The following is a 25,938-nucleotide window of genomic DNA, read 5'->3' as shown; positions in this document are numbered from 1 at the left end:
AATAGGAATCATTCCCATTTAGGGATAGACTCCGTAAAGCAGAAAAGTCCATTCCTGTATTGATTTGAGGTTTCCGTGCGTCACCCCGCCGCCATCCGAACGCCCCTCGCAGCCCTCGCGGGCCTGAGCCTTCTCCTGACGGCCTGCAGCCCGGGCAGCGGGACTGCGCCGCCGTCGGGTTCGGAGACCTCTGCCGGCGCGGTAGACATCGTGGCATCCACCAACGTCTACGCGGACATCGCCAGGCAGGTGGGCGGGGACAAGGTCAACGTCTCCTCCATCATCAACCAGGCCAGCCAGGATCCGCACTCTTACGAGGCAAACGCGCAGGACCGGCTCCTGGTCTCCAAAGCCGATTTGGTGATCGAAAACGGCGGCGGGTACGACGACTTCCTGCACAAACTGGCCGATGACAGCAACATTCCACACAGCAAGATCGTGTCGGCCGTGGAAGTCTCAGGCCTGGCGCCGGAGGAAACCGGCGCCGAGTCGCCGGCCGCCGTCGAATCCGGGGCTGCCAGTGAAACGGATGCAGGGCATGCGCATGACCACGGCGAGTTCAACGAACACGTCTGGTACAGCGTGGACGCGATGGGCAAGCTGGCTGATTCCGTGGCGGCCAAACTGGGCGAACTCGAACCCGCGTCAGCCGCCGTGTTCACGGCAAATGCTGCCACCTTCAAGACCGGGGTGGGCGGCCTGGCCGGCAAGCTTGCGGCGCTGAAGGCCAGCGGTGCAGGTGCACCCGTGGCCGTGACCGAGCCTGTTCCGATGTACCTGCTCGAAGCGGCGGGATTGGAGAATCGGACACCTGCGGACTACACCGCCGCCATCGAAGAAGGCTCCGATGTCCCGCCCGCCGTCCTGAAGGCTGCCACGGACCTGGCAGGATCCAAGGAACTCCGGTTCCTGGCCTACAACTCCCAGACCGAAGGCCCCCAGACCGAAGCCCTGAAGAAGGCGGCGGAAGCGGCCGGTGTTCCCGTCATAGACTTCAGCGAAACCCTTCCGGAGGGCAAGACGTACCTGGAGTGGATGACGGACAATGTTGAGAACGTCGGCAAAGTTTTGGAGAAAAATAGTTGAAACCGGTGGTCAGCCTCCGCGGGGCGTCCCTGCAGTTCGGTAAACGGACGCTCTGGGAGGATCTTGACCTCGACATCAACCCGGGCGAGTTTTTCGCAGTCCTGGGTCCCAACGGCAGCGGAAAGACCAGTTTCCTGAAGGTCCTTCTCGGGCTGCAGGAGCTGCAGTCCGGCCACGCAACACTGGGGGACCGCCCGGTGGAGCGGGGGAGCAGCCTCATCGGCTACATCCCGCAGCAGAAATCATTTGCCCCGGACACTCCCATGCGTGCCAGGGACCTGGTGGGGCTCGGCGTCGACGGACACCGGTGGGGCCTGCGCCTGGGCATGTCCCGGGCAAACCGCAGAATCGACGAGCTGCTGGAACTCGTCGGAGCCACAGACTACGCCAAGGTTCCCGTCGGGATGCTCTCCGGCGGTGAGCAGCAGCGGCTCCGGGTCGCGCAGGCCCTGGCCACCGACCCCAAGGTCCTCCTGTGTGACGAACCCCTGCTATCCCTGGACCTGCATCACCAGCAGGCCGTCAGCGCGCTCATCAACAAGCAGTGCCACGAACAGAACAGCGCGGTGGTGTTCGTCACCCACGAGATCAACCCCATCATCGATTACGTTGACCGGGTGCTCTATCTGGCCGGCGGCCGCTTCAGGGTAGGTACCCCGCAGGAAGTCATGACCACCGAGGTTCTCTCGGACCTGTATGGATCCCACGTGGAAGTCATCCACGCCAACGGGCGCATCGTCGTCGTCGGCCTGCCGGACGCAACCACGCACCACCACGACGTTGTTCCCGTCACGGCCGGCGAGGTGGCCTAATGGACGCGGACAGCATCATCGGTGCGATCTTCAGCTTCGAGAACTACGGGGAACTGCTGGTACTGGTCCAGAACTCCATCTGGGCGGGGGCGGTTCTGGGCGTGCTGGGCGGACTGGTGGGCACCTTCGTAATGAAACGGGACCTGGCGTTCGCCGTCCACGGCATCTCCGAACTGTCATTCGCGGGCGCCGCCTTTGCCCTGCTGATCGGTGCGGACATCGTGTTCGGTTCGCTGATCGGGTCGGTGGCTGCGGCGCTGCTCCTGGGTCTGATGGGGGTCCGGGCCCGGGACAAGAACTCCATCATCGGCGTAATCATGCCGTTCGGTCTGGGCCTGGGCATCCTTTTCCTGTCGCTCTACCAGGGGCGGGCGGCGAACAAGTTCGGCCTCCTGACGGGCCAGATCGTCTCAGTCGATACCGTCCAGCTCCAGGTGCTGGCCGGCGCTGCCGTGGCCGTGATCGCCGCACTCGTCATCATCTGGCGCCCGCTGAACTTTGCCAGCGTTGACCCTGAGCTGGCCGAAGCCCGCGGTGTACCGGTGCGGACCCTCGCATTGATCTTCATGGTGCTGCTGGGCGTCAGTGTGGCGCTGTCCATCCAGGTGGTGGGGGCGCTGCTTGTGCTCGCTCTGCTGATCACCCCGGCCGCGGCCGCGCTGCACGTGACGTCCTCCCCGGTGGCGCTGGTGGTGCTCAGTGTTGTTTTCGCCGTGACGGCCACCGTGGGCGGAATTTTGCTCGCGCTGGGCGGGCGCATCCCGATCAGTCCCTACGTCACCACGCTGTCATTCCTTATATACGTCGTGTGCCGCGTCATCGGGACATTCCGGGCCAGGAAGGGCATCAACGGGCGCCTCGTTCACGCCCAGTGACGGTGGGGGTGTTTCCGTGAGGGCATTTACCAGGCGGTAATTCCCTAGAGCGTGCCGGCGGCCCTGAGCGCCGTGCACTCTGGGCACAGCCCGAAGATCTCCACGGTGTGGGCCACTTCGGTGTAGCCGTGTTCCTGGGCTATCCGGGCTGCCCAGGTTTCCACCGCAGGGGCCTCGACCTCCACGGCCTTCCCGCAGTTGCGGCACAGGAGATGGTGGTGGTGGCCGGTCACTGCGCAGCGCCGGTAGACGGCTTCGCCCTCGCCGTTGCGCAACACATCCACGAGGCCGTCCTCCGCGAGGGACTGGAGGATCCGGTAGGCGGTAGCCAACGACACCGAGACGCCCTGGTTCTGCAGGATGCGGTACAGCTCCTGCGTGCTGACGAAATCGTCCAGCTCGTCCAAAGCGGCGCTGACGGCCAGGCGCTGTTTGGTGACGCGCTGCTCCTTGCCCGGCCCCGTTCCGGAAGCGCCGCCCGCGGATGCAGCGTTCGACGGCGACGCGTCTGCTTTGGTGCCGGACGGCATGGTGGTACTCGCTTCACTGAGGGACGGTGGCAATCATCAAGATTACCAGCCGGTGCTGCCCGGCCGGTTTTCCTTGGACACTCCTGTTTTCCTTGGACAGTCATGGAGCCGGAACCTAGGCTGGCGCTATGAAGCTGACAAAATTCACCCACTCCTGCGTCCGGCTCGAAAAGGACAACCGTGTGATCGTGCTGGATCCGGGGACGTTCTCCGAGACCAAGGAAGCGCTGGCCGGGGCGCACGCCATCCTGGTCACGCACGAACACGGCGATCACGTGGATGTGCCGGCCGTGGTTAACGCCCTCCGCGGCTCAGAGGACCTGGCAGTGTTCGCTCCTGCGGGAGTGGCCACGCACCTGCGTGAGGACGCGCCGCAGCAGGCCGCCCGGATCCACACCGTTGAACCCGGTTCCACTTTTGAGGCAGCCGGCTTCGACATCCGCAGCTTCGGCGGCCAGCATGCGCTCATCCATCCGCACGTGCCCATTGTGGCCAACATCGGCTACCTGGTGGACGGGAACGTCTACCATCCGGGGGACTCCTTCATTGTTCCGGACGGGCTCAATGTCAAGACCTTGCTGGTGCCGCTCCATGCACCTTGGAGCAAGGTCAGTGAGGTGGTGGACTTTGTCATCGCAGTCCGGGCCCCCCAGGCGTTCCAAATCCACGACGGGCTGTTGAACGACATGGGAGTGAAGATCGCAGAGTCCCATGTGGCCCGATTAGGACATAAATACGGCACCGAGTACACCCATCTTGCGGCCGGCGAATCGGTGGAAATCTAGGCGTGCCGGGGAGAACAATGGGTCCACTGATCGATGTACCTGCCCTGGATGCCCGCCTTGCCGCCGGCCAGCCCACTGTTGTGCTGGACGTCCGCTGGGTCCTGGGCGACCCCAATGGCCGGGACCACTACCTGGAGGGGCACCTCCCGGGGCGGTGTTCGTCGACCTTGCCACCGAGCTTGCGGCACCGGCCGACCCGTCCCGGGGAAGGCACCCGCTGCCTTCCGCCGCCGATTTCCAGGAGACCGCCAGGCGCTGGGGAATCAACGACGGCGATGCAGTCGTGGCATACGACAACAACGGGAACATGGCTGCCGCCCGGCTCTGGTGGATGCTCCGCAACGCTGGTTTCGAGGAGGTGTACCTGCTCGACGGCGGCCTGGCCGCCTGGCAGGCCGCCGGACTGGACGTGGACACCGGGCCCGTTGAGGCCGCCGTCGGCAACGTTTCCTTTGAGGCTTCACTCGGTGGCCGCGGCCGGATGTCAGCAATCGGCGCGTCCGGAGCAGCAGGCTGGCCGGCAACCGGCATCCTGCTGGATGCCCGGGCCGGCGAAAGGTACCGGGGTGAGATCGAACCCGTCGATCCGAGGGCCGGCCATATTCCCGGCGCCCTGAGCGCGCCCACAACGGAGAATGTGGACAGGGACGGACGGTTCCTTCCTCCGGACGCGCTGCGGCGCCGGTTTGAGGGTCTGGGAATCACCGGGGACGTTCGGGTTGCTGTCTACTGCGGTTCGGGCGTCACGGCAGCCCACGAGGTTGCCGCCCTCGAAATCGCGGGGTTCCGGGCCGCCCTGTATCCGGGGTCATTCTCGGAATGGTCGAACAATCCCAGGCTCCCCGTGGCCACGGGCAGCGAGCCGATTGGCGATGCCGCGGCCACCGGGGGTAGCGTCGCACTATGACTCCAGGACGACCGGTACCGCCGCCCCTTGCCCGCCCCGTGTTGCCGGCCGAGGCCCCTGCCCCCGATCGCGGCACGGGCGTCCTCGCCGCTGCCTATGGGGCCGTTTCCGGCGAGAGTGGCCTCGTCCCGCTGACCCTGGCACGGCGGGCCCTCAAGGAGGACGACGTCGAGATCGCCATCGAATTCTGCGGCCTGTGCCACTCGGACGTGCACGCGACCCGAGGTGAATGGGGTACCCAGAACTATCCCCTGGTGCCGGGCCACGAAATCGTGGGAACCGTCAGCCGCGTCGGTTCGGCCGTGGATGATTTCTCCCCGGGTGACCGGGTGGGCGTCGGCTGCATGGTTGATTCCTGCCGGGAATGCGAAAGCTGCCTGAACGGTATGGAACAGTACTGCGAAAACGGCATCACCGGGACATACGGGGCCAAGGACCCCCGCAACGGCGACGCCATCACCCAGGGCGGATATTCGTCCTCCGTGGTGGTGGATCGCCGCTACGTGCTCCGTGTGCCCGCCAACCTTGACCCGGCCGCCGTCGCACCATTGCTCTGCGCCGGAGTCACCACCTTCTCCCCGCTCCGGCACTTCGATGTGGAGGAAGGCGACGTGGTGGGTGTGGTGGGCCTTGGCGGCCTCGGCCACATGGCCGTCAAGCTGGCCAAGGCCATGGGCGCGCGCGTGGTGGTCTTCACCACCTCCGAGGCCAAGGTACCGGCGGCATTGGAACTCGGGGCCGACGAAGTCGTCCTGTCCCGGGACGCGGACGCCATGGCCGCCGCGAACCGCAGCATCGACCTCATCATCGACACCGTGGCCGCCCCGCACGACCTGAACCCTTTCTTCCGGACGCTCCGCGTGGACGGCGAGTTGTTCCAGCTGGGGCTCCCGTCCGAGGCCATGCCGCCGGTTGACCCCAGGGCCCTGATCCGCCGGCGGATCTCGTACTCCGGTTCGCTGATTGGCGGGATCGCCGAGACACAGGAGATGCTCGATTTCTGTGCTGAACACGATGTGGTTGCCGACATCGAACTGGTGCGCGCAGACCAGCTCAACGACGCCTATGACCGGATGGTGGCCGGCGACGTCAAGTACCGTTTTGTGCTGGACACCAGCACGCTGCAGGCCCCGGCCAAGGAGGCAAACGCATGAGCACCCTGTTCACCAAGATCATCAACGGCGAGATTCCCGGTCGGTTCGTCTGGCGTGAGCCCGACGTCGTGGCCTTCCTGACAACCGGTCCGCTGGCCGACGGGCACACCTTGGTTGTCCCCACCGAGGAGGTTGACCGCTGGACCGATGCGTCTCCTGAGACGCTCGCCAAGGTCATGGAAGTGGCCCGGCGGATCGGCGCCGTCCAGCTGGACGTCTTCCCGGCCGAGCGGGCAGGACTGATTGTGGCGGGCTACGAAATCAACCACATGCATATCCACGTGTGGCCGTCCAGGAGCATGGCTGACTTCGACTTCGCCTCGGCGGACCAGAACCCGGACCCCGCCGTCCTGGACGCCAACGCGGAGAAGCTCCGCGAAGGTCTGCGGGCTGCCGGCTACGGCGGGTTCGTGCCCGACCGAAACTGATTTAAGCCGGCCGGACAGGCTTAGGGGGCCTCGTGAGGGCTTAGGCCGGCGCGAGGGCTTTGTTGAGCACGGCCCTGATCCGCTTTTCGGAGACGGAGTAGGCGGTTCCGAGTTCGACGGCGAAGAGACTCACCCGGAGCTCTTCGATCATCCAGCGCACCTGCGTCAACTCGGCACCGACCCGCCGGCCGGGGAGCAGCGCCGAGACGGCGTCGTCGTAGTCGTCCTCCAAACGTTGGACAACGGCCATGTTCAGTGCATCGCGCTGGACGTTGCCCGGCAGCCTTTCGAGGCGCTTCTCGATGGCCGCGAGGTATCGGGGGAGCTGGCTCAGCTGCGCGTACCCGGTTTTCGCGACGAAGCCCGGATAGACCAGCTGTTCGAGCTGGCTCTTCACGTCGTTCAGGGCGCTGATCAGCGCAAGGCTGGTGGTCCCCTTCAGCAGCTTCTCGATTCGCCGGGTGCTGGCCAGGATCCGCTCCACCACGGCCGTCACGCTGAAGACCGTATCGATCAGCTCGGCGCGCACCCGCTCATAGAGGGCATCAAAGGACTCTCGGTCCCATGGCAACTCAGCCGGGGTCAGCTTGTCGATCGCAGCGAGGGCGCAGTCAGCGATCAGCGCGGACACGGAGCCGTGCGGGTTCTGGCTGAACGTGAGTTTCTCGGTGTTGTTCAGGTGTTCCAGGACGTACCGGTCCGGGGCGGGGACCCTGAGCGCCAGCAACCGGATCACCCCGCCGCGCATGGCTTCCAGCTGTTCCGATGGCGTTTGGAAGACGCGCAGTGCCACCGAGGTCCCTTCATCCACCAGTGCAGGGTACCCGGTGACGGTATGGCCCTTGACGGTGTTGCTGACCTGCCGCTGCACAGCACCGAAGGACCACTCGGTAAGGCCGGTTTGCTCGCGGAAGCCGGGGGCAGTGCCGGGCGTCATCCCGTTTCCGGACACGCTCAAGTTTCCTGCGGGTATTGCACCGGACCTTCCCCCGGACTTCGGCGCGGTGGTCCCGGGCGTTGCGCCCAATGATTCCGCAATGGCCCGGCGCGTTGCCGGCGCCAGGCGTTCCTGGAGGGCAGCCAGGTCCTTGCCTTCATCGAGTACCTTCCCCTTGCTGTCCACCACTCTGAAGCTCACGCGCAGGTGGGACGGTACGGCATCCCAGTTCCAGGACCCGGGTGGGATGACCTGTCCCCGGATCCGGCGAAGGGCCAGTTCCAGCGAAGCTTCCAGGTCATCGTTGGCCGGATCGAAGTCCGACTCCAGGGCGGCAACGGCCTGGCGGGCGACGTCGGGGGCGGGGACAAAATTCTTGCGGATCTGCTTCGGCAGCGACTTGATCAGGGCGGCCACGAGCTCCACACGCTGCCCCGGGATCAGCCAGCGGAAGGGGGCGTCGTCGAGCTGGTTCAAAAAGAGCACTGGCACTTCGGCCGTAACGCCGTCGGATGGGTTGGGCGGCGAGCCGGGCGCCACCGGATGGAACTCGTAAGTCAGCGGCAGCTCGAAGCCCTTATGCAGCCAGGTCTTGGGATAGGCGGACTCGTCCAGGTCATCTGCGTCTTCACTGAGCAGCAGCGACTTGTCATAGTCCAGAAGGTCCGGGTTCTTCTGACGCGCCTCTTTCCACCATTTGTCGAAGTGCCGTTCGGACACCACCTCGGGGCCGAGCCTGGCATCGTAGAACTCAAAAAGCGTCTCGTCGTCCACCAGCAGGCCGCGCCGCCGCATCCGGGCTTCGAGCTCCTCCACCTCGAGGAGGAGGGCGCGGTTGCGGTGGAAGAACTTGTGGTGGGTCTTCCAATCACCCTCCACCAGCGCATGCCTGATGAACAGTTCGCGGGCAAGGACCGGGTCCACGCGGCTGTAATTAATCCGGCGCTGGGGAATGATGGGAACGCCGTAAAGGGTGACCTTCTCGTAGGCCATGACGGCGCCCATTTTCGTGGACCAGTGCGGCTCGCTGTAGCTGCGCTTGACGAGGTCCGGCGCCACCTGTTCTGCCCAGACGGGATCGAACTTTGCAGCGACCCTTGCCCAGAGGCGGCTGGTCTCCACGAGCTCAGCTGCCATGACAAACGTGGGGGACTTCTTGAACAGCGCAGAGCCGGGGAAGATCGCGAAGCGGCTGCCGCGCGCGCCCGCGTACTCACGCTTGCGTTCGTCGAGGATGCCGATGTGGCTCAGCAGCCCCGACAGCAGGCTGACATGGATTCCCTCGTGGTTGCCCACCGGATCGGCAAGGCGTTTGTTATCCAGGCTGATACCGAGTGGCCGGGCCAGCTGCCTGAGCTGGGCAAAGAGATCCTGCCACTCCCGGACCCGGAGGTAGTTGATGAACTCGGTCCGGCACAGCCTGCGGAACTGGGTGGAGGAGAGTTCCTGCTGCTTCTCCTGGATGTAGTTCCAGAGGTTCAGGAAGCCGGTGAAGTCGGAGTTTTCGTCGCGGAAGCGTGCGTGCTTCTCGGCGGCAAGCTGCTGCTTGTCCGTGGGGCGCTCGCGCGGGTCCTGGATTGTCAGTGCAGCAGCCAGGATCATGACCTCGCGGACGCAGCCGCGCTTCCCCGCCTCCACAATCATCCGGCCGAGCCGGGGATCGACCGGGAGCTGGGCAAGCTTCTGCCCGACGGCGGTCAGCCCGCCGCTCTTCGCGTCCCCGGGCCGTACGGCATTCAGGGCGCCGAGCTCACGTAGAAGGGTCACGCCGTCGTTGATTGCCCGCGAATCCGGCGGTTCAACGAACGGGAAGTTCTCCACGTCCTTGGGACCGCGGGCAACCCCCATGGCAGTCATCTGCAGGATGACGGCAGCCAGGTTGGTACGGAGGATTTCGGGGTCGGTGAACAGGGGGCGGGACTCGAAGTCCTCTTCCGAATAGAGTCTGATGGCGATGCCGTCGGACACGCGCCCGCACCGGCCGGAGCGCTGGTTCGCCGACGCCTGCGATACGCGTTCGATCGGCAGCCGCTGGACCTTGGTGCGGTGTGAGTAACGCGAGATGCGCGCTGTCCCGGTATCGATCACGTACTTGATGCCGGGGACGGTGAGGGACGTTTCGGCCACGTTGGTGGCGAGGATAATGCGCCGCTTGTTGCCCGGGTGAAAGACCTTGTGCTGTTCCTGCAGGCTCAGCCTGGCAAAGAGCGGCAGGACCTCGGTGCCTGCGAGCCGGCGGTTCGTCTGGATCCTCGCGTTGAGTGCCTCAGCGGCGTCGCGGATCTCGCGCTCGCCGGAGAAGAAAATCAGGATGTCGCCGGGGGCCTCAGCGGCGAGTTCATCGACGGCGTCGCACACGGCATCCAGGGGGTCGCGGTCCTCCTCGAGCTCGTCGTCGGACGCTGCGTCGTCGTCGTCCGCCGCACCGCCGGCCGGCTGCGACAGCGGCCGGTACCGGATCTCCACCGGGTAAGTCCGGCCGGAAACCTCGATGATGGGGGAGGGATCCTCGTCCGTGCCGAAGTGCTTGGCGAAGCGCTCGGGATCGATGGTTGCCGAGGTGATGATGATCTTCAGATCCGGCCGCTGGGGCAGGATGCGCTTGAGGTAGCCCAAAATGAAGTCGATGTTGAGGCTGCGTTCGTGGGCCTCGTCGATGATGATGGCGTTGTATTTGCGCAGCAGTCTATCGCGCTGAATCTCCGCTAGCAGGATGCCGTCCGTCATCAGCTTGACCTTGGTGGAGCGGCTGACTTCCCCTGTGAACCGCACCTGGAAGCCCACCTCCTGGCCGATCTCCACGCCCAGCTCCTCGGCAATGCGTTCGGCCACAGTGCGGGCCGCGAGACGACGCGGCTGCGTGTGCCCGATCAGGCCGTTATCGCCGAGGCCAAGCTCGAGGCACATCTTGGGGATCTGGGTGGTCTTGCCGGAGCCCGTTTCCCCGGCGATGATGGTCACCTGGTTGGCGGCGATGGCAGCCATCAGGTCCTCGCGGCGCTCGGAAACGGGCAGCTCAGCAGGGTAGGAGATATGAAATGTCATGGCTGCTGCCAGTCTACTGGGGCATCGGCTGTTTCCCGTCCTCGCCGGCCGGCTTCTGGCTGGACAACCAGAGCCGGGAACCCGGACAGCACGCAGGGACCCGGCTCCTGATGGGCCGGGTCCCTGCGTGCCGTTCGGATGGGTGGGGTAAAGCCTGCGGATCAGAATATCCGCAATGTGTAGCTGGAGCTGGGCAGGTCCAGGGCGGACCAGGCCTGATCGGAGGTGACAGGAGGATTGTGGCCGAGGCCGTCGCGCAGGAGCGCTGCGACGGTGCCTGCCAGGACGAGGAGGAGCAGTACAAGGAGGATGATTCCGAAGATTTCCATGGCTCAATCCTGCTCCGGGGGCTGCCTTCAAAACAGTGGCAGAAATGACCAAAAAGAGCAAATTTCTGCCATAATGGAAGCATGCTGAAGACAGTAGCTGTGATCGTCGTTCCCAACTTTGCCATCTTCGAATTCGGCACCGCGTGCGAGGTGTTTGGCCTGGACAGGTCAGAGCGCGGCAGCGGGGTTCCGGCGTTCGACTTCCGTGTCTGTACGCCTGAACCTGGCGACGTCCGGATGAAATCGGGCCTCTCAATGCACGTCAGCTTGGGCCTCGAAGCCACCAAGGATGCCGACCTCGTGATCATGGCCCCCTACGGGCGGGACGAAGATGTTCCGGAATCCGTGATGGAGGCCTTGCGGGCGGCTGACGCCCGGGGAGCCTGGGTAATGTCCATCTGCTCCGGCGCTTTCGCGCTGGCCCGCGCCGGCATCCTGAACGGCCGGCGCTGCACCACGCACTGGCACTATTCCCAGGAGCTTGCCAGCCGGTACCCCGAGGTACGCGTGGACGAAAACGTGCTGTATGTCCAGGATGGCAACCTGATTACCAGCGCCGGGACCGCGGCGGGGATTGATGCCTGCCTCCACCTGGTGCGCGTGGAACTGGGCGCCAACGTTGCGGCAGCCATCGCCCGCGACATGGTGGTGCCCCCGCACCGCGACGGCGGCCAGGCACAGTTCATTGACCGGCCAATGCCCACTTGCGGGTCGGCGCCAATGGAGGCGTTGCTGCGCTGGATGGTGCAGAACCTTGACCGGGAACACACCGTCAGTGACCTGGCTTCCCGGGTGCACATGTCGGACCGGACCTTCGCGCGCCGCTTCCGCTCAGAGACCGGGGCGACGCCGGCTGCCTGGCTGAACTCCCAGCGGGTCATCCGGGCGCAGGAACTGTTGGAGTCCACGGACCTCAACATCGATGAGGTTGCCCGGGAATCCGGCTTCGGGCATCCTGTGCTGCTCCGCCACCACTTTGCGAAGGTGCTGGACACCAGCCCGCAGTCCTACCGCCGGGCGTTCCGCGGCCAGCTCGCATCAGTGGGGTAATTATTAGCGGGCCAGTTATTCGCCTACCGCTTACTGGCGAACCTGAGCGGGTCCGGCAGGGGAGTCTTCCGCAGCCTGGCGCGTCGTGTCCACCAATACACGCCACGGACCCGTGACGGCCTGTTCCGGCAGGGCGGCGCGGTGCTGACCAGCCCTGATCGAGTAGATGAACCGATCCGGCTGGGGGGCAGCGGTTTCAGCGATTGCTGCCCGGACTGTCTTTGGCACCGCATCCCAAGGGCATGCTTCAACGATGGGCTGCCACTGGTTTCTCGCGCTCTCCGTTACGGCGTTCACCGTCCATACCCGTGTCAGCGCGGCGAGGCCGCCGGTGCGCTCCACACTGATTTTCATGGCCTGGTTCCTGGTCTTCCCTGCAGCTTGGCCGTCCGCTCGGCGGGATGGCAAAGCACTGGTTACAGCTTTACCTTCACAGTTTCCCACGCCTTCCGGACGGCGTCATGCTCCGCCGAACCGGAACCATAAAGCTCGACGGCGGACGCCGCCGTCGCCCGGGCCAGCATCCTGAAAGTGGCGGCGGCAGGGAGCGAGCCGCCGGTGAGGGTGTCGTACCAAATCCGGCCCGGCGCCTCCCAGGCGTTTCCCCCCAGGGATTCAGCGGTGAGATAGAAGGCGCGGTTAGGGATGCCGGAGTTGATGTGGACGCCGCCGTTGTCTGCGCTGGTCCGCACGTAAGAGTCCATCGAATCGGGCTGGGGATCCTTGCCCAGCACGTCGTCGTCGTATGCGGTGCCGGGGGCCTTCAGGGAGCGCAGGGCCGTACCTTGCACCTGGGGCGTGAAGAGCCCCTCACCAACAAGCCAGCTTGCCTCCGCGGCGGTCTGGTTTTTGACGTACTGTTCCACGAGCGCTCCGAAAACGTCCGACATCGATTCGTTGATTGCGCCCGCCTGGTTCCGGTACGCCAGGCCGGCGGAATACTGGGTGACTCCGTGGGCCAACTCGTGGCCGATGACGCTCAGCGAGCTTGTGAAGCGCTGGAAAATTTCGCCATCGCCGTCTCCGAAGACCATCTGCCGTCCGTCCCAAAAGGCATTGTCGTAGAGCTTGCCGAAATGCACAGCGGCGTCGAGCGGGAGCCCCCCGCCGTCGATGGAATTCCGGCCGAAGACGTCAGCATACAGGCGGTGCGTGTGCCCGAGGCCGTCGAAAGCTTCGTCTGCGGACACGTCGCCGGAAGCCGGGTCGCCTTCCTTGCGCACCAGTTTGCCGGGCAGGATCTCAGAGCCGGCCGCGTCGTAAACGCTTCGGTTGGGCGGACCGGGTTTGACGTCCCGCAGCCCATGCGGAGCTGCGGGAGCAGGCTGGGTCCTGGCGGACAGGACCGACCTCACGTGGCTCAACGCTTCCTTTGCCGCGCGGGCGGCGCTCTGGAACTGCGGTGCGTCCTGCCGGGCCAAACGCCGCAGCAGGTAGGGCGGAATGATGGAACAAAATGTAGCTGGACGGTGCATGGCCTACCCCCTGAAGTTGGTATCAACAGCCTATGAGGGGCCACTGACAATCTTGGGCAGGCTCACCAGGTGGCTCGATCTGCCGCCCGACGCGGAGGCTCTGCAAGGCGTTGACTCAAGCTGGAATGGACTGTATGACGGCGGCGGGTTGTCACGGGGGGGCTGCATTCCCTTCCAAGGATGCTGCCTTTGTAGCCCAGCAGAGCCTGCGCCTCTGCCGGCAGTTTCGAGTTGTGCTGCGTGAATGGCGGCTGCAGAATAGGGCGGCTGCAGAGAAGGGCGGCTGCAGAACCCGGTCACCATAAATGTCAGTGCCCCCTGACAGGGTAGAGGTATGGGAAACAGGGTGGCGGTTGAGGCGGCGGAGGCTGTTTGTGCCTCCGCGGCGGCGCTGCTCGCTGCGGTTCAGGGCGGCACGGACTCGGCCAGTGTTGCCGGGCATACCGGGTTCACCGGGAACGCGGACGCTGCCCGGCTGGCTGGGTGCGCTGCTGATAATCCGTTGCGCCGGGAAGCCGATGGCTGGTTGGACACGCTGGCCCTTACCGCCAGGCTCAATTCGCAGGTCGCCGCTGTGGCGGTCCACGCGGCAGCCGGGTATGCCGGCACGGCCCAGGCGTTGGCGTCCCCCGATACCTCTGATCGGGCGCAGGAGATGGCCGTCGTGGCAGAGGTCGCGTGTGTGCTGACCGTCAGCGAACGGACCGCCGGGGCCCTGCTGGCCGAATCCCAGGCCCTGACCACCGCGTTGCCGCTGACCCTTTCCGCTCTGACGGCAGGGTCGCTGTCCTGGCAGCATGCCCGGGTCATGGTGGACGAAATCGCCAACCTCGACGCTTCTGCTGCTCAGGCGTTGGAGGCGCACTTCCTGGACCCGGGGCGGAGAACCCCAACCGGGGCTGCCCGGCCGGGGAACTGGTCCCGTCCCGGTTCCGGCACAAGGCCAGGATCTGGCGGGAACGCCATCACCCGGTGAGCATCGAAAAACGCCACACCAGAAGTGTCGCGGACCGGCGGCTGGAATACCGGCCGGACCGGGACGGCATGGCCTGGCTCTCGGCGTACCTGCCCGCTGACCAGGCCGCCGGGATCTGGAACCGCACCACCGCCGCCGCCCGCGCCCTGCAGGGCCAGGACGAGGACCGCACCATGACCCAGATGCGTGCCGACATCGCCGCCACCCTGCTCCTCTGTGGGGACGCGGACGGAAGCGCCGCGGGGCGGGTTCCTTCACCACGGGCGCAGGTCCTTCTCACCGTGCCCATCATGTCCCTCCTCGGCGCCACCGATGAACCGGCCATGCTGGACGGGTTCGGGCCGATCCCGGTCACCATGGCACGCAGGCTCATCGCATACGGCGCCACGTCGTTCCACCGCGTCCTGATCGACCCCAGGGACGGGGCACCGCTGGAGATCGGCCGGACCAGCTACCCGGTCACCAAAGCCCAACGCCAATGGCTGCGCCTCCGCGACGGAAAATGCCCGTTCCCCGGCTGCCACAACCAATCCCTGGACAACGAAGCGGACCACCTCCTCGCCTGGGCACACGGCGGCACCACCGGCATCACCAACCTGGCCCAGCCCTGCCCGAAACACCACAAGCTCCGGCACACCGGCGGCTGGACACCCGGCCCGGCAACCAAACACGAACCGCCGGGCTGGATCTCACCGTCAGGCAGACGCTACGCCAGCGAATACCCCGACTGGGAACCACCACAACTGCCGGAACAATGGCTAAGCCCGCCACTCGCCGAGCGCTGGAGCTCAGAGGCTGTGTTGCTCGGCGTGCTTGCGGACACCGTCCAGCCTGGTACGTCCGACATTGCCGACTGGTTCTGGTTGGAGACGAGCAGCAGGGCGGCAACGTAGTCCGCTTTCACGGAGCCACTTTTCGCTGCCTAAATCTTCCGAGATATGGGTGTGCCATCGGCATGTGACTTTTTATATCAATTCCCGGGTGGTAGAACCGTGGGCGGGTAGCTGTGGATAACTTTGATCACCCAAATGTCGGCTGGGCTACCCTTGAGTCATTGTCCGGAGCAATGCGTTTTGAAAACTATCGGGGGATTAGCTGCCCATGACATCGCACAAACTCACTTCGTCTTGGCGCATCCGAGGGGTCAGCGTTGCCCTTGTCGTGGCAGCGGCCGCCGCGCTTTCGGGCTGCAATTCCGGTGGTGACCCCGGCCCGGCCGCCACAGCGACATCCTCAGCTGTTGAGTCCATCTCGCCGAGAGCAACCCCAACGCCAACCGCAACGTACAAACCCGCGGACGCAACAGGGCGAGCCCAAAATGTTCCCCTTCCGGTGCTGCCCGAAGTGGCGAGGACCGAGACGAAGGAAGGACTCGAGGCCTTTGCCCGGTACTGGTATGCCACTTTGACGTACGCCTACGAGACAGGGGATATCAAACCACTCGAAAGCATCTCGGGTCCTGACTGTGGTAGCTGTGGGAGGGTTAAAGAGGTTGTCGAAGGTTGGCACTCGGACGGTAGGTGGCTTGTCGGCGGGCGAATGGTGGTCGAGGGGGCGCAGACCAAGTTCGTTGAGGTAACACCCGGTGAATATCAGGTCTTGATTCAAGTCCGACAGGATCCAGTTTCTTATTACCGAGCCGACAAGACCTTGGACGAGACATCTAAGAGCGGCCCCGCAATCGGCGATATCATGATTTCCACATTTGAAAATGGTCAGTGGAAGGCGAAAACCGTTGAGCATCTGGTCAATGAAAAATGAAAGAGATTGCCCGTAGCGCGATTGGCGTACTTCTAGTGCTCAGCTATCTGACACTCTCATCAGGCACCGCCGCCTCTGCAGCTGACTCACCTGTCAAGGGCGAGTGGGACGAAACGGGCGCCACTCTCGGGACGTGGTTTCAGCACCCTGATTCAGGATCTTGGACTCAAGTACCTATGGGGGTGGCGGAGAACGATCCGTATGTCTACCTGTACAAGCACGTGTGCAGGGCTGACCCGATTCTTGACGGCTCCAATTGCACTGGGCCGGACGTCGCCTGCACAGCGGGCGACGACGGAAGAAGCGTAAATTGGTATCGGTCGTTCGCGGACTTTGCTCCGCGTGTGTGGAGTTTTTTTGCAGGCCCAACTTGTATCTATGACGAAAAACCCGTTGACGTGCTTGAGCAGATTGCCGCGGAGATCCAACAGCAGTTCCAAAGTCTGCCGGTCAATGCAGGGACGGTCGTGGCGCAGCCGAGCCCGCACACCCTACGCGGGGCTGAAACCAACTTCTACGCAAACGCCGCCGAGCAGCAGTTCGATGTCACCATGTTCGGCCAGAAAGTGCACGTAGTCGCCACACCGGTTCAGTACACCTGGAATTACGGCGACGGAACCGTGTTCGGTCCTCAGCCGTCCATGGGCGGACCCCTTCCGCAGGAGCGCTGGGGAGAGAAGACGAGAACCAGTCACGTTTACACGAATACGGGCGACTTCCAGGTGGTCCTGACAACGTCCTTCCAAGGAACGTACTCGGTCAACAGCGGGCCACCATTACCCATCCCCGGCCAGGGCCAGTTCAGCGCCCCGCCGCAGACTGTCAGCGTGTGGCGCTCCATCACCCGCAACTACGCGGACGACTGCAATCAAAATCCGCACGGCCAAGGATGCCCCGGAGCCATCCCGGTCCCGCAAAACCAAGGCGGCTGATAATCGGATAACCAAAGCGAACCAAATACAAAAACCCCCACCGCTAAGACAAGCGGTGGGGGTTTCATTGTGCCCTCGATAGGATTCGAACCTACGACCTTCTGCTCCGGAGGCAGACGCTCTATCCCCTGAGCTACGAGGGCAATCCAGGGATCCTGCCGTTGCCAGCGGGACGTCCTAGAGCTTAGCAGGAAGGTGGCCTGCAATGGAAAACGCCCGGTCAGTAGCCCGCAAAAGAATCCACGTGCACACGCCGCGCGCCCGCTTTCCGGGCCGCGCGCCGCAGCGCGGCAACACTCGCGGGCGACCCGGATACGTACACCGAACGCTCGGCGATATCCGGAACCAACGCCCGCAGCGACGCCCCGTCCAGCCGCCCAGCGGCAACGCCGGCGTCAGTAATGAACGACGGCGGAGCTGAGCCGTCCGCCAGGCGCGCCAGGACGCGGGCGCCGGATTCCTGCAGTTCGCTGGCGTAGGCAATTTCCTCGGCATTGCGGGCGAGGAGCAGAAGCACTACGTCTCGATCCCGGGCGGCACCTGCCGAGAGGTGCCCCAGGAATGGGGTGATGCCGATGCCGGCCGCGATGAGCAGGATCGGTTCCTTGGGATCCCGCGGCAGTACAAAGTCGCCTCCCACAGAGGTCGCCGCCACCTCATCACCCGGTTTCAGTGCCAACAGGACCTTCTTGGCGGCGGAAAGTGGCTCCGCCGTCCGGACGCCAAACTTGACCGTGCTTGAGCCGGGGGAACTGGTCAGGCTGAACACCCGGCGTCGGCCTTTGCCGTCCGACTTGGCATGCGGCAGGTCCAATTCCATGTACTGGCCCGGGAGGAAGCGGACCGGCCGGGACGGCTCAAAAACGAACTCCGTGGTGCTGGGCGTTAAAGCGCGTGACCCGGCAAAGCGAAGTCGCAGCCCTCCGCGCTGGCCAACCAGGAACGCCAGGAGGTTGCCCAGCAGCAGTGCAAGCTCCGGCGAGTTGGCTAGGAAGCCAAAGTTGTACGGCACCGCAAACACCACGCCCACCACAGCGGCAAGTGCGAGCTGCTGCCATCGGCGCGGCGGCAGAGTCAGCGGCTCGGTCAGCATGAAGCCGGCAAAGAAGAGCAAAGGCCGCTGCGCCAAGGCCTGCCAGAGGGCGCCGCCGAAGGACACCTCTGCCTGCAGCAATTCCGCCGTAACAATGGCCAAAGCAATCACCACGAACACGGATGCCATGAGGAACTTCCGCGTCCGGTACAGGACCAGCAGGATGCCCGGGACCAGAAGCCACAACATCGCCGGCGTCGCTGCCCACCACGTGGCGATGTTCAGCCCCGTCAGACCGGCGAGGAACGCACCGGCCGCCGCGGGGTTGAAGATATGCCGGCCGCGCCAGGCCAGTGCGTATTTGGAGGCGGAGGCCAGCACACAAGCCAGGGCCACTCCTGCCATGTCCAAGGGCGCAAAGGCGGGCCAGAACAGGAAATACAGAAGCAGGCCCGTAATCAGGGAAGACTCCGAATGCGGACGCACCTGAAACAGTGCCGCCAGCCCGCGATTGGAGAGGTACGTCAGGCCCAAGCACAGCGCCAGGTGCACCAGCATCTGCGGGATACCGAACGTGAGCCATCCCAAGGCGTTGAGCAGGAGGCTATATGCAGCAAGGACGGCCAGCACCAACAGTATGAGCCGGTACATCGTGTACTTGCCCAGCAGGGTATCCAACCTGCCCGCAGGTGAAACGGCCGCGCCTGCTTTCGGGGCATCAACAGGACTCATGTGAACAGTGTCCCTTCAAATCCGGAGGAAAAGGCGGCGCTTCCATCAGAAAAAACCACCAGCCATGAGAAGTCGAAAGTACGTTCCAGCTCAGCGCCCGGAGTGAAGAACAACGCCGTCGCCAAGGCATCGGCCACCATGGTGCTCTCCGCCATGGTCCATGTGGCCACGGCCGTGCTGACCGGGCGCCCCGTGGTGCCATCCAGCACATGGTGCAGGCCGTCGCCCCAAGCCCGCCGGTTTGAGGCTGAAGCGCACAACGCGCCACTGCCCAGCGAGACGGTGCCGATTGCCTGCGCCGGATCGTACGGATGTTCCAACGCCACTGTGACCGGATCGGTGCCGGAGTGCAGCAGGTCGCCGCTCGCATCAATCACGAAGGAAACCACGCCAGAGGACCGCAGCTCGGCCGCCAGGACGTCCACCAACTGGCCCTTTCCTGCGGCGCCGATGTCGAGGACAAGCGGAGAAGATGTGGTGAGGACGGGGCCGTCCCAGTCCAGGACATCCTCCCAGCGCGGTGCAGGCACCGCAGCGCCCGCAGGTGTCAGGGAGTAGGTTGCGTCGTACCCCAATTGCTGCAGGCTGCCACCGATCAGGGGAGTCATTGCTCCGGCGGTGATTTCGTAAAGTGCCCGGTACAGGCGGCCGAGGGCCGCTGCCTCGCTTGGTAACGTATAGCGCCCGGGCTGCCGGGCCATGGCACTTACCGTCGAATCGGGCCTGAACCGGGACCAGTCGCCGTCGTACTTCTCAACCGCGGCTAGCAGCCGCGAGCGGACTGCATGCTCAAGCGGCCGGGGCGTGGAGATCTCCCAACGGGTACCGATCCCGTCGAATGCGAAGTCCGCCCACTCCGGATGCGGCACGGCCTACTTGGCCTCGGCTTTGATCGTTTCGAGGGCCTTGTTGAAACCGCCGCTGGTCAGCGAGGATCCGGCGACCTTGGACACGTTGAGCTCGTCGATGCTTTTGCCCACGATCTGCGCCGCGATGCCGCCGGCGAATTCGCCCTGGAATTTCCTGGTGTTCGGATTGGACGGATGCTGGGTGATGTTCACCGCAGTGACGGTCCCTGAGGCCAGCGTCAGCTCCACCCCCACGGTTTCAGTGCCGTTGGGGGATACATACGTGCCGTCGGCGCTGTAGGTGCCGTCCTTGTAGGCGGAGCCGCTGCTGGCCAGCGAGGATGCGGTGCCCGACGGCGATGTAGTGGATGGGGCCGCGGCCGAGGAGCCGGCGGAGGTAGCGGGGTCCGATGCACCCTGTGTGGCCGAGGGTGCGCAGCCGGCGACCGTTCCCGCCAGGGAAAGGCCGGCGACGCCGGCGAAAACACTCTTGCGGACTGACGGTCTCATAAGGGTCTCGTTTCGTGGGCTGGGTGCTTACGGTGTACTCAACGTCGGAATCAGCGTAATGGTTCAGCCTGTGGTTGCACCGTGTGCGGGCTGTGTCGCCCAACGCTCAAATTCGTCCACGTGGCACCCCCCGGTAGGCTAGAGGTGTGACTCCCGAAGAACTCTCCCTCGCCATATCCGCCTGCCTGAAAGATGCCGTCGCCGCCGGCGAAATTGCCCTTTCCGCATCAGCCGTCCCTGATGATGTGCGCGTGGAGCGACCGAAAAACCGGGACCACGGCGACTGGGCCACCAACATCGCCCTCCAGCTGGCCAAACAGGCCGGCACCAATCCCCGCGAGTTCGCCGCTGTGCTGAGCACCCGGCTGAAGTCCATCAATGGCGTGTCCGCGGTGGATATTGCCGGACCGGGCTTCCTGAACATCACCGTGGATGCAGGTGCTGCAGGTTCCCTCGCCAAGGTTATTGTCGAAGCGGGCTCACAGTACGGCACAAACTCGGCGCTCGCCGGACACACCGTGAACATGGAGTTCGTCTCCGCCAACCCCACCGGACCGCTGCACATCGGGCACACCCGCTGGGCCGCTCTCGGCGACGCCATCGCCCGGGTGCTGCGTGCTTCCGGCGCTGAAGTCACCGCCGAGTACTACATCAATGACGCCGGCACCCAGATGAACGTCTTTGCCCAGTCCGTCTATAACCGGCTCCACGGCCTTTCCGTTCCCGACGGCGGTTACCCCGGCCAGTACATCGCGGACCTTGGCCACGAGGTGCTCACTGCGCACCCGGACATCCGCGAACTGACCGAAGTGGCGGCCATCCCGGTCATCCGCGCCGCGGCCTACGAAGCGCAGATGAAGGACATCAAAGCCACGCTCGCCGATTTCGGCGTCGATTTCGACGTGTTCTTCTCCGAACAGGAACTGCACGACGCCGGCGCTATTGAAAGTGCCGTAGCCCGCCTCCGCGAACAGGGCCACGTGTTCGACGACGGCGGTGCGGTCTGGCTGCGGACCACCGATTTCGGGGACGACAAGGACCGCGTCATGATCCGCGCGAACGGCGAACCGACGTACTTTGCCGCCGACGCTGCCTACTACCTGTCCAAGAAGGACCGCGGCTACACCGAGAAGATCTACCTGCTCGGCGCGGACCACCACGGCTACATCAACCGGCTCAAGGCCATTGCGGCTGCCGCCGGGGACGACCCCGAGGTCAACATCGAGGTGCTGATCGGCCAGCTGGTTTCCGTCAACGGTGCCAAGCTGTCCAAGCGTGCCGGCAACATCATCGAGCTCAAAGACCTCATCGACTGGCTGGGCAAGGACGCCGTGCGCTACTCGCTGGCACGCTTCCCGGCCGATTCGCCGCTGACCCTGGACCCGGACCTGCTGAAGAAACACAGCAACGAGAACCCGGTCTTCTACGTCCAGTACGCCCACGCGCGTACCCGCGGTGCCGCCCGCAACGCCGTCGCTGCCGGTGTGGACCGCAGCGCGTTCGAGGCTTCCCTGCTGGACCACGCTACCGAGAACGAGCTGCTTTCCTACCTGGGCAGCTACCCCTCGATCGTGGCCAAGGCAGCTGAACTGCGAGAGCCGCACAGGGTGGCCCGCCACCTCGAGGTGATTGCCGGCGCGTACCACCGCTGGTACGACGCCTGCCGCATCGCGCCCATGGGTGACGAGCCGGTGACGGACGTCAACCGCACCCGCCTTTGGCTCAACGACGCCACCAGCCAGGTGCTGGCCAACGGCCTGCACCTCCTTGGCGTTTCCGCGCCGGAACGGATGTGATCCCCATGTCAGTACAGCCTTCGACCTCTGCGGGTCACGAGTCGCCCCTGGCCCCTGAATGGCTTGCCGTTCCCGCCGATCTGAACGCCCTGCACCAGCCGCTCTGGGCCCAGGACGTTGACCGGAACGACGACGGCGAACTCACCATCGCCGGCGTAACGGTCAGCGAGCTGCAACGGCAGTACGGAACGCCGTTGTTCGTGATGAGCGAGAACGATTTCCGCGCCCGCGCCCGCGCCTTCAGCGACGCCTTCAACAACGCGTTCGCTGATATCTGCGGGGGAGTGGACGTCTACTACGCCGGCAAGTCGTTCCTGTGCACCGCTGTGGTGCGGTGGGTCGAGGAAGAAGGCCTGCGGCTGGACACGGCCTCCGGCGGTGAGCTGGCTGTCGCTGCGAGGGCCCGCATCCCCGGAGCGGACGTCGCTCTCCACGGCAACAACAAGTCCGACGCCGAAATCCACCGGGCCCTCGACATGAAACTGGGCCGGATCGTGGTGGACAGCCTCGACGAACTGGAGCGGGTAGCCAAGATCGCCGAAGGCCGTGGCGAAACCGCCAAAGTGATGCTGCGCCTGACTCCCGGCGTGCACGCCCACACCCACGAGTTCATCGCCACCGCCCACGAGGACCAGAAGTTCGGCCTTTCCATGGCGGGAGACACCACCGAAGAGGCCGGCCTCTCGGCCGCCGAAGAGGCAGTGGCGGCAGCCACCGCCTATGCCAGCATCGAACTGCTGGGATTGCACTGCCACATCGGGTCCCAGATTTTCGAGCCTGACGGTTTTGCCCTGGCCGCCGAGAAGCTCCTTCGTTTCCTCGCCGCCATGCAGGAAAAGTACTCCATTGTGCTGCCCGAGCTGGACCTGGGGGGCGGCTACGGCATTGCCTACACTCCCGTGGACACGCCCCGCCCCGCAGCCGAGATCGCGCAGGCGATGGCCGCCGTCGTGCGTTCCACGTGCGCCGAACTGGGCATCAGGTCCCCCCGGATCTCGATTGAACCGGGCCGCGCCATCGTGGGCAGCACGGCGTTCACGCTGTACGAGGTAGGCACCCTGAAGACCGTCCGCGTCGACGCGCCGCCCGCTGGAACAGCCGAAACAGCTGGAACGCAGACGGAAAACGTTACGTATCCCCGCCGCTATGTGTCGGTGGACGGCGGCATGAGCGATAACGCCCGCCCGGTGCTGTACGACGCGGATTATTCGGCCATTCTCGCCTCCCGCACCTCGGACGCGGCGCCGCAGCTGTCCCGCGTGGTGGGCAAACATTGCGAGAGCGGCGACATAGTTGTTAGAGATGTATATCTGCCCGAGGACGTGGCAGCCGGTGATCTGCTTGCTGTACCGGGTACCGGCGCCTACTGCTGGGCCCTGTCGAGTAACTACAACTATCTGGCCCGGCCGGGCGTTGTCGCGGTGCGCGACGGATCTTCCCGGCTGATTGTCCGCGGGGAAACCGAAGAAGATCTGCTCAACCGCGACATGGGAGTCTGAATGACTGAATTGCGAACCCTGAAAGTAGCCCTCCTGGGCTGTGGCAACGTTGGGGCCCAGGTTGCGCGGATTCTCATTGAGGACGCCGACGCCCTGGCCGCCCGTACCGGTGCCAAACTGCAGCTCAGCGGCATTGCCGTGCGGAATGTGAATGCCAAGCGCGACGTCGACCTGCCGCAGGAACTCTTCACCACCGACGCCGACACCCTGGTCAAGGATGCCGACCTGGTGATCGAGCTGATGGGCGGCATTGAGCCGGCCCGCACGCTGATCCTGTCCGCGCTGAGCAACGGCGCCTGCGTAGTCACCGGCAACAAAGCCCTGCTGGCCCAGGACGGGCCCACCCTTTACGAGGCGGCTGACAAGGCCGGCGTCCAGCTGTCCTTCGAAGCTGCCGTGGCCGGTGCCATCCCCATCCTGCGCCCCATCCGCGACAGCCTTTCGGGCGACCGGATCACCCGGGTGCTGGGCATCGTCAACGGAACCACCAACTTCATCCTGGACCAGATGGATTCGACAGGCGCCCAGTTCGCCGACGCCCTCGCCGAAGCCCAGCGCCTCGGCTACGCGGAAGCGGACCCCACCGCCGACGTCGAAGGCCATGACGCCGCCGCCAAAGCTGCCATTCTCGCCACGCTGTCCTTCCACACCCGGTTCGCGCTCGAAAACGTCCACTGCGAAGGCATCACCAACGTCAGCGCGGCAGACATCGCCGCGGCAAAGGACGCAGGTTTTGTCATCAAGCTGCTGGCCATCGCCGAAAAGCTTCCCGCCACAGGCGCGGAAACAGGCGGCGGCGAAGGCGTTTCGGTGCGCGTCCACCCGACGCTGCTTCCCCGTGAGCATCCGCTGGCCGCGGTACGCGGCGCGTTCAACGCCGTGTTCATCGAAGCGGAAAACGCCGGTGAACTGATGTTCTACGGCCAGGGCGCCGGTGGCACCCCGACGGCGTCTGCCGTGCTCGGTGACCTCGTTTCGGCCGCCCGCCGCCTGGTACTGGGCGGACCCCAGCGCACCGAAACCACCACCGGCCACATCCCGGCCCTGCCCATCGAAGCGGCAACCACCAGCTACTACATCGGCCTCGACGTCGCCGATCAGCCCGGGGTCCTGGCCCGCATCGCCCAGCTTTTTGCTGAGCACGGGGTGTCCATCGAAATCATGCGGCAGACCATCCACCGGGACGCCGAGTCCAACGTGGAGTCCGCCGAACTGCGGATCGTCACGCACCGCGCATCAGAGGCCGCCCTCGCAGCCACCGTCGAGGCCGTCAAGGGCCTGGACGTCATCAATTCAGTTACATCCGTTCTGCGGGTAGAAGGAGTCTAAGTGGCTCACCAATGGCGCGGCGTTATCCGCGAATACGCTGACCGACTGCCCGTCACGGAATCCACCAGGGTCATCACGCTGGGCGAGGGCGGCACACCGCTGGTCCACGCGCAGAAGCTCTCTGAACTCACCGGGTCCACGGTCTACCTGAAGGTGGAGGGCATGAACCCCACCGGTTCGTTCAAGGACCGCGGCATGACCATGGCCATGACCGCTGCCGTCGCCTCAGGCGCTAAGGCCGTTGTCTGCGCTTCCACCGGCAACACTTCGGCTTCGGCTGCTGCCTACGCCACCGCGGCAGGCCTGCAGTGCGCGGTGCTGGTTCCCGAGGGCAAGATCTCCATGGGCAAGCTGAGCCAGGCGATCGCCCACGGCGCCACCTTGCTGCAGGTCGATGGCAACTTCGACAACTGCCTGGACATTGCGCGGAAGCTGGGGGAGTCCTACCCCGTCTTCCTGGTGAACTCCGTCAACCCCGCCCGTATCCAGGGCCAGAAGACGGGCGCCTTCGAGATCGTCGACGCACTCGGCGACGCCCCGGACATCCACATCCTGCCTGTTGGCAACGCCGGCAACATCACCGCGTACTGGAAGGGCTACAAGGAGTACTCCGCGCCGTTCGAGTCCGATACAGCCGGCACGCTGCCTGCCGTGTCCACGAAAAACCCGCAGATGTGGGGTTACCAGGCCGCAGGGGCGGCACCGTTTGTGGCCGGGCACCCCATCACGGAGCCGGACACCATCGCGACGGCCATCCGGATCGGCAACCCCGCCTCCTGGGACGGTGCCATTGCCGCGCGGGACGAGTCCGGCGGATTCATCGACGCGGTAACCGACGAACAGATCCTCGACGCCCACCGCTGGCTGTCAGCCCGCGAAGGCGTTTTCGTTGAGCCCGGCTCCGCCGCGGGTGTGGCCGGTCTGATCAAGAAGCACGCCGCCGGCGAGGTTCCTTCCGGCAAGACCATCGTCATCACCGTCACCGGCCATGGCCTCAAGGACCCGCAGTGGGCCCTGCGGACCGAGGACGGCAGCGAGGTGCAGCCGGTCAAGGTCTCCAACGACGTTGTCACGGTTGCAGCTGAACTGGGACTGGAAGAAAAGTAACC

The 25,938-nt window shown here is 64.9% G+C and carries 21 protein-coding genes, 1 tRNA gene and 2 pseudogenes; 15 read left to right on the top strand and 9 right to left on the bottom strand.

The annotated features are described in order from the left end of the window. Positions 1–75 precede the first annotated feature (75 nt). Genes ABIA70_RS01990 through ABIA70_RS01980 form a run of 3 tightly spaced genes read left to right on the top strand, consistent with a single transcriptional unit; the run spans position 76 to position 2,773 of the window. Positions 76–1,086, top strand: a complete 1,011-nt coding sequence (locus tag ABIA70_RS01990) for a metal ABC transporter solute-binding protein, Zn/Mn family (RefSeq protein ID WP_354145932.1) — start codon at positions 76–78, stop codon at positions 1,084–1,086. Continuing rightward, positions 1,083–1,898, top strand: coding sequence for a metal ABC transporter ATP-binding protein (locus ABIA70_RS01985; RefSeq protein ID WP_354145931.1), 816 nt, complete (start codon positions 1,083–1,085; stop codon positions 1,896–1,898). The genes ABIA70_RS01990 and ABIA70_RS01985 overlap by 4 nt, the downstream gene beginning before the upstream one ends. Then, positions 1,898–2,773, top strand: a complete 876-nt coding sequence (locus tag ABIA70_RS01980; RefSeq protein ID WP_354145930.1) for a metal ABC transporter permease — start codon at positions 1,898–1,900, stop codon at positions 2,771–2,773. Before ABIA70_RS01985 ends, ABIA70_RS01980 begins: the two co-directional genes overlap by 1 nt. Positions 2,774–2,817: 44 nt before the next feature. Here the strand turns inward: ABIA70_RS01980 and ABIA70_RS01975 are convergent, their stop codons facing one another. Continuing rightward, positions 2,818–3,303, bottom strand: a complete 486-nt coding sequence (locus tag ABIA70_RS01975) for a Fur family transcriptional regulator (RefSeq protein ID WP_354146571.1) — start codon at positions 3,301–3,303, stop codon at positions 2,818–2,820. Between the two features lie 128 nt (positions 3,304–3,431). Here ABIA70_RS01975 and ABIA70_RS01970 point away from each other — a divergent pair, with 128 nt between their 5' ends. The 4 genes and pseudogenes from ABIA70_RS01970 (at position 3,432) to ABIA70_RS01955 (ending at position 6,577) form a co-directional block, all read left to right on the top strand. After that, positions 3,432–4,088, top strand: a complete 657-nt coding sequence (locus ABIA70_RS01970; protein ID WP_354145929.1) for an MBL fold metallo-hydrolase — start codon at positions 3,432–3,434, stop codon at positions 4,086–4,088. Between the two features lie 17 nt (positions 4,089–4,105). Continuing rightward, positions 4,106–4,995: pseudogene (locus tag ABIA70_RS01965) on the top strand (sulfurtransferase). Further along, positions 4,992–6,149 (top strand): NAD(P)-dependent alcohol dehydrogenase, encoded by a 1,158-nt coding sequence (locus ABIA70_RS01960; RefSeq protein WP_354145928.1) that lies wholly within the window; start codon positions 4,992–4,994, stop codon positions 6,147–6,149. The pseudogene ABIA70_RS01965 and the gene ABIA70_RS01960 overlap by 4 nt, the downstream one beginning before the upstream one ends. Then, positions 6,146–6,577 (top strand): HIT family protein, encoded by a 432-nt coding sequence (locus ABIA70_RS01955; RefSeq protein ID WP_354145927.1) that lies wholly within the window; start codon positions 6,146–6,148, stop codon positions 6,575–6,577. The genes ABIA70_RS01960 and ABIA70_RS01955 overlap by 4 nt, the downstream gene beginning before the upstream one ends. 40 nt (positions 6,578–6,617) lie before the next feature. On the opposite strand, the gene hrpA is transcribed toward ABIA70_RS01955, so the two are convergent. Both hrpA and ABIA70_RS01945 read right to left on the bottom strand, forming a co-directional pair. Continuing rightward, complete coding sequence (gene hrpA, locus ABIA70_RS01950; RefSeq protein WP_354145926.1) at positions 6,618–10,559, bottom strand: ATP-dependent RNA helicase HrpA; 3,942 nt, start codon at positions 10,557–10,559, stop codon at positions 6,618–6,620. 161 nt (positions 10,560–10,720) lie between these two features. Next, complete coding sequence (locus ABIA70_RS01945) at positions 10,721–10,888, bottom strand: hypothetical protein (RefSeq protein ID WP_354145925.1); 168 nt, start codon at positions 10,886–10,888, stop codon at positions 10,721–10,723. 81 nt (positions 10,889–10,969) lie between these two features. On the opposite strand from ABIA70_RS01945, the gene ABIA70_RS01940 reads away from it, so the two are divergent. Continuing rightward, entirely contained in the window at positions 10,970–11,938 is a 969-nt protein-coding gene (locus ABIA70_RS01940) for a GlxA family transcriptional regulator (RefSeq protein ID WP_354145924.1), read from the top strand. A gap of 30 nt (positions 11,939–11,968) precedes the next feature. Here the strand turns inward: ABIA70_RS01940 and ABIA70_RS01935 are convergent, their stop codons facing one another. Together ABIA70_RS01935 and ABIA70_RS01930 are read right to left on the bottom strand one after the other, a co-directional pair. Next, positions 11,969–12,292 carry a protealysin inhibitor emfourin gene (locus tag ABIA70_RS01935; RefSeq protein WP_354145923.1) on the bottom strand — a complete coding sequence of 108 codons (324 nt, stop codon included), beginning with the start codon at positions 12,290–12,292 and terminating at the stop codon, positions 11,969–11,971. 62 nt (positions 12,293–12,354) lie between these two features. After that, positions 12,355–13,413, bottom strand: coding sequence for a M4 family metallopeptidase (locus ABIA70_RS01930; RefSeq protein ID WP_354145922.1), 1,059 nt, complete (start codon positions 13,411–13,413; stop codon positions 12,355–12,357). Between the two features lie 334 nt (positions 13,414–13,747). Here ABIA70_RS01930 and ABIA70_RS01925 point away from each other — a divergent pair. The 3 genes and pseudogenes from ABIA70_RS01925 (at position 13,748) to ABIA70_RS01915 (ending at position 17,082) form a co-directional block, all read left to right on the top strand. Then, a pseudogene (locus ABIA70_RS01925) lies at positions 13,748–15,282 on the top strand (HNH endonuclease signature motif containing protein). 208 nt (positions 15,283–15,490) lie between these two features. Next, positions 15,491–16,150, top strand: coding sequence for a DUF6318 family protein (locus ABIA70_RS01920; protein ID WP_354145921.1), 660 nt, complete (start codon positions 15,491–15,493; stop codon positions 16,148–16,150). After that, complete coding sequence (locus ABIA70_RS01915; RefSeq protein ID WP_354145920.1) at positions 16,147–17,082, top strand: hypothetical protein; 936 nt, start codon at positions 16,147–16,149, stop codon at positions 17,080–17,082. The genes ABIA70_RS01920 and ABIA70_RS01915 overlap by 4 nt, the downstream gene beginning before the upstream one ends. 70 nt (positions 17,083–17,152) lie before the next feature. Here the strand turns inward: ABIA70_RS01915 and ABIA70_RS01910 are convergent. The 4 genes from ABIA70_RS01910 to ABIA70_RS01895 form a co-directional block, all read right to left on the bottom strand. Beyond that, a tRNA-Arg gene (locus ABIA70_RS01910) sits at positions 17,153–17,225 on the bottom strand. A gap of 77 nt (positions 17,226–17,302) precedes the next feature. Further along, the gene (locus tag ABIA70_RS01905) at positions 17,303–18,847 is read right to left on the bottom strand and encodes a ferredoxin--NADP reductase (RefSeq protein WP_354145919.1); all 1,545 of its coding nucleotides are present in this window, start codon (positions 18,845–18,847) and stop codon (positions 17,303–17,305) included. Next, positions 18,844–19,716, bottom strand: a complete 873-nt coding sequence (locus ABIA70_RS01900; protein ID WP_354145918.1) for an FAD:protein FMN transferase — start codon at positions 19,714–19,716, stop codon at positions 18,844–18,846. The genes ABIA70_RS01905 and ABIA70_RS01900 overlap by 4 nt, the downstream gene beginning before the upstream one ends. Before the next feature lie 3 nt (positions 19,717–19,719). Further along, positions 19,720–20,205: an FMN-binding protein gene (locus ABIA70_RS01895; RefSeq protein ID WP_354145917.1), complete on the bottom strand. Its 486-nt coding sequence runs from the start codon at positions 20,203–20,205 to the stop codon at positions 19,720–19,722. Positions 20,206–20,351: 146 nt separating this feature from the next. Between ABIA70_RS01895 and argS the strand changes: the two genes are divergently transcribed. Genes argS through thrC form a run of 4 tightly spaced genes read left to right on the top strand, consistent with a single transcriptional unit; the run spans position 20,352 to position 25,936 of the window. Continuing rightward, complete coding sequence (gene argS, locus ABIA70_RS01890) at positions 20,352–22,001, top strand: arginine--tRNA ligase (protein WP_354145916.1); 1,650 nt, start codon at positions 20,352–20,354, stop codon at positions 21,999–22,001. A 5-nt stretch (positions 22,002–22,006) separates the two neighbouring features. Next, complete coding sequence (gene lysA, locus ABIA70_RS01885) at positions 22,007–23,500, top strand: diaminopimelate decarboxylase (RefSeq protein WP_354145915.1); 1,494 nt, start codon at positions 22,007–22,009, stop codon at positions 23,498–23,500. After that, positions 23,501–24,829 (top strand): homoserine dehydrogenase, encoded by a 1,329-nt coding sequence (locus ABIA70_RS01880; protein WP_354145914.1) that lies wholly within the window; start codon positions 23,501–23,503, stop codon positions 24,827–24,829. Continuing rightward, a complete protein-coding gene (gene thrC, locus ABIA70_RS01875; protein ID WP_354145913.1) occupies positions 24,830–25,936 on the top strand; it encodes a threonine synthase in 1,107 nt (368 codons plus the stop codon). The last annotated feature ends 2 nt before the right edge of the window (positions 25,937–25,938 follow it).

Source organism: Arthrobacter sp. 754, from assembly GCF_040548695.1.
Taxonomy (GTDB): Bacteria; Actinomycetota; Actinomycetes; order Actinomycetales; family Micrococcaceae; genus Arthrobacter.
Note: the sequence above shows the minus strand (reverse complement) of the source record. Positions and strands in the feature narration are given on the sequence as shown.

Bases quoted from the DNA above. Each gene is read 5' to 3' on its own strand.
- ABIA70_RS01955 (WP_354145927.1), top strand. From the start codon at position 6,146: ATGAGCACCCTGTTCACCAAGATCATCAACGGCGAGATTCCCGGTCGG.
- ABIA70_RS01930 (WP_354145922.1), bottom strand. From the start codon at position 13,413: ATGCACCGTCCAGCTACATTTTGTTCCATCATTCCGCCCTACCTGCTG.
- lysA (WP_354145915.1), top strand. From the start codon at position 22,007: ATGTCAGTACAGCCTTCGACCTCTGCGGGTCACGAGTCGCCCCTGGCC.
- ABIA70_RS01960 (WP_354145928.1), top strand. From the start codon at position 4,992: ATGACTCCAGGACGACCGGTACCGCCGCCCCTTGCCCGCCCCGTGTTG.
- hrpA (WP_354145926.1), bottom strand. From the start codon at position 10,559: ATGACATTTCATATCTCCTACCCTGCTGAGCTGCCCGTTTCCGAGCGC.
- ABIA70_RS01940 (WP_354145924.1), top strand. From the start codon at position 10,970: ATGCTGAAGACAGTAGCTGTGATCGTCGTTCCCAACTTTGCCATCTTC.
- ABIA70_RS01970 (WP_354145929.1), top strand. From the start codon at position 3,432: ATGAAGCTGACAAAATTCACCCACTCCTGCGTCCGGCTCGAAAAGGAC.
- ABIA70_RS01975 (WP_354146571.1), bottom strand. From the start codon at position 3,303: ATGCCGTCCGGCACCAAAGCAGACGCGTCGCCGTCGAACGCTGCATCC.
- ABIA70_RS01920 (WP_354145921.1), top strand. From the start codon at position 15,491: ATGACATCGCACAAACTCACTTCGTCTTGGCGCATCCGAGGGGTCAGC.
- ABIA70_RS01905 (WP_354145919.1), bottom strand. From the start codon at position 18,847: ATGAGTCCTGTTGATGCCCCGAAAGCAGGCGCGGCCGTTTCACCTGCG.
- ABIA70_RS01980 (WP_354145930.1), top strand. From the start codon at position 1,898: ATGGACGCGGACAGCATCATCGGTGCGATCTTCAGCTTCGAGAACTAC.
- ABIA70_RS01895 (WP_354145917.1), bottom strand. From the start codon at position 20,205: ATGAGACCGTCAGTCCGCAAGAGTGTTTTCGCCGGCGTCGCCGGCCTT.
- ABIA70_RS01880 (WP_354145914.1), top strand. From the start codon at position 23,501: ATGACTGAATTGCGAACCCTGAAAGTAGCCCTCCTGGGCTGTGGCAAC.
- ABIA70_RS01945 (WP_354145925.1), bottom strand. From the start codon at position 10,888: ATGGAAATCTTCGGAATCATCCTCCTTGTACTGCTCCTCCTCGTCCTG.
- ABIA70_RS01915 (WP_354145920.1), top strand. From the start codon at position 16,147: ATGAAAGAGATTGCCCGTAGCGCGATTGGCGTACTTCTAGTGCTCAGC.
- ABIA70_RS01935 (WP_354145923.1), bottom strand. From the start codon at position 12,292: ATGAAAATCAGTGTGGAGCGCACCGGCGGCCTCGCCGCGCTGACACGG.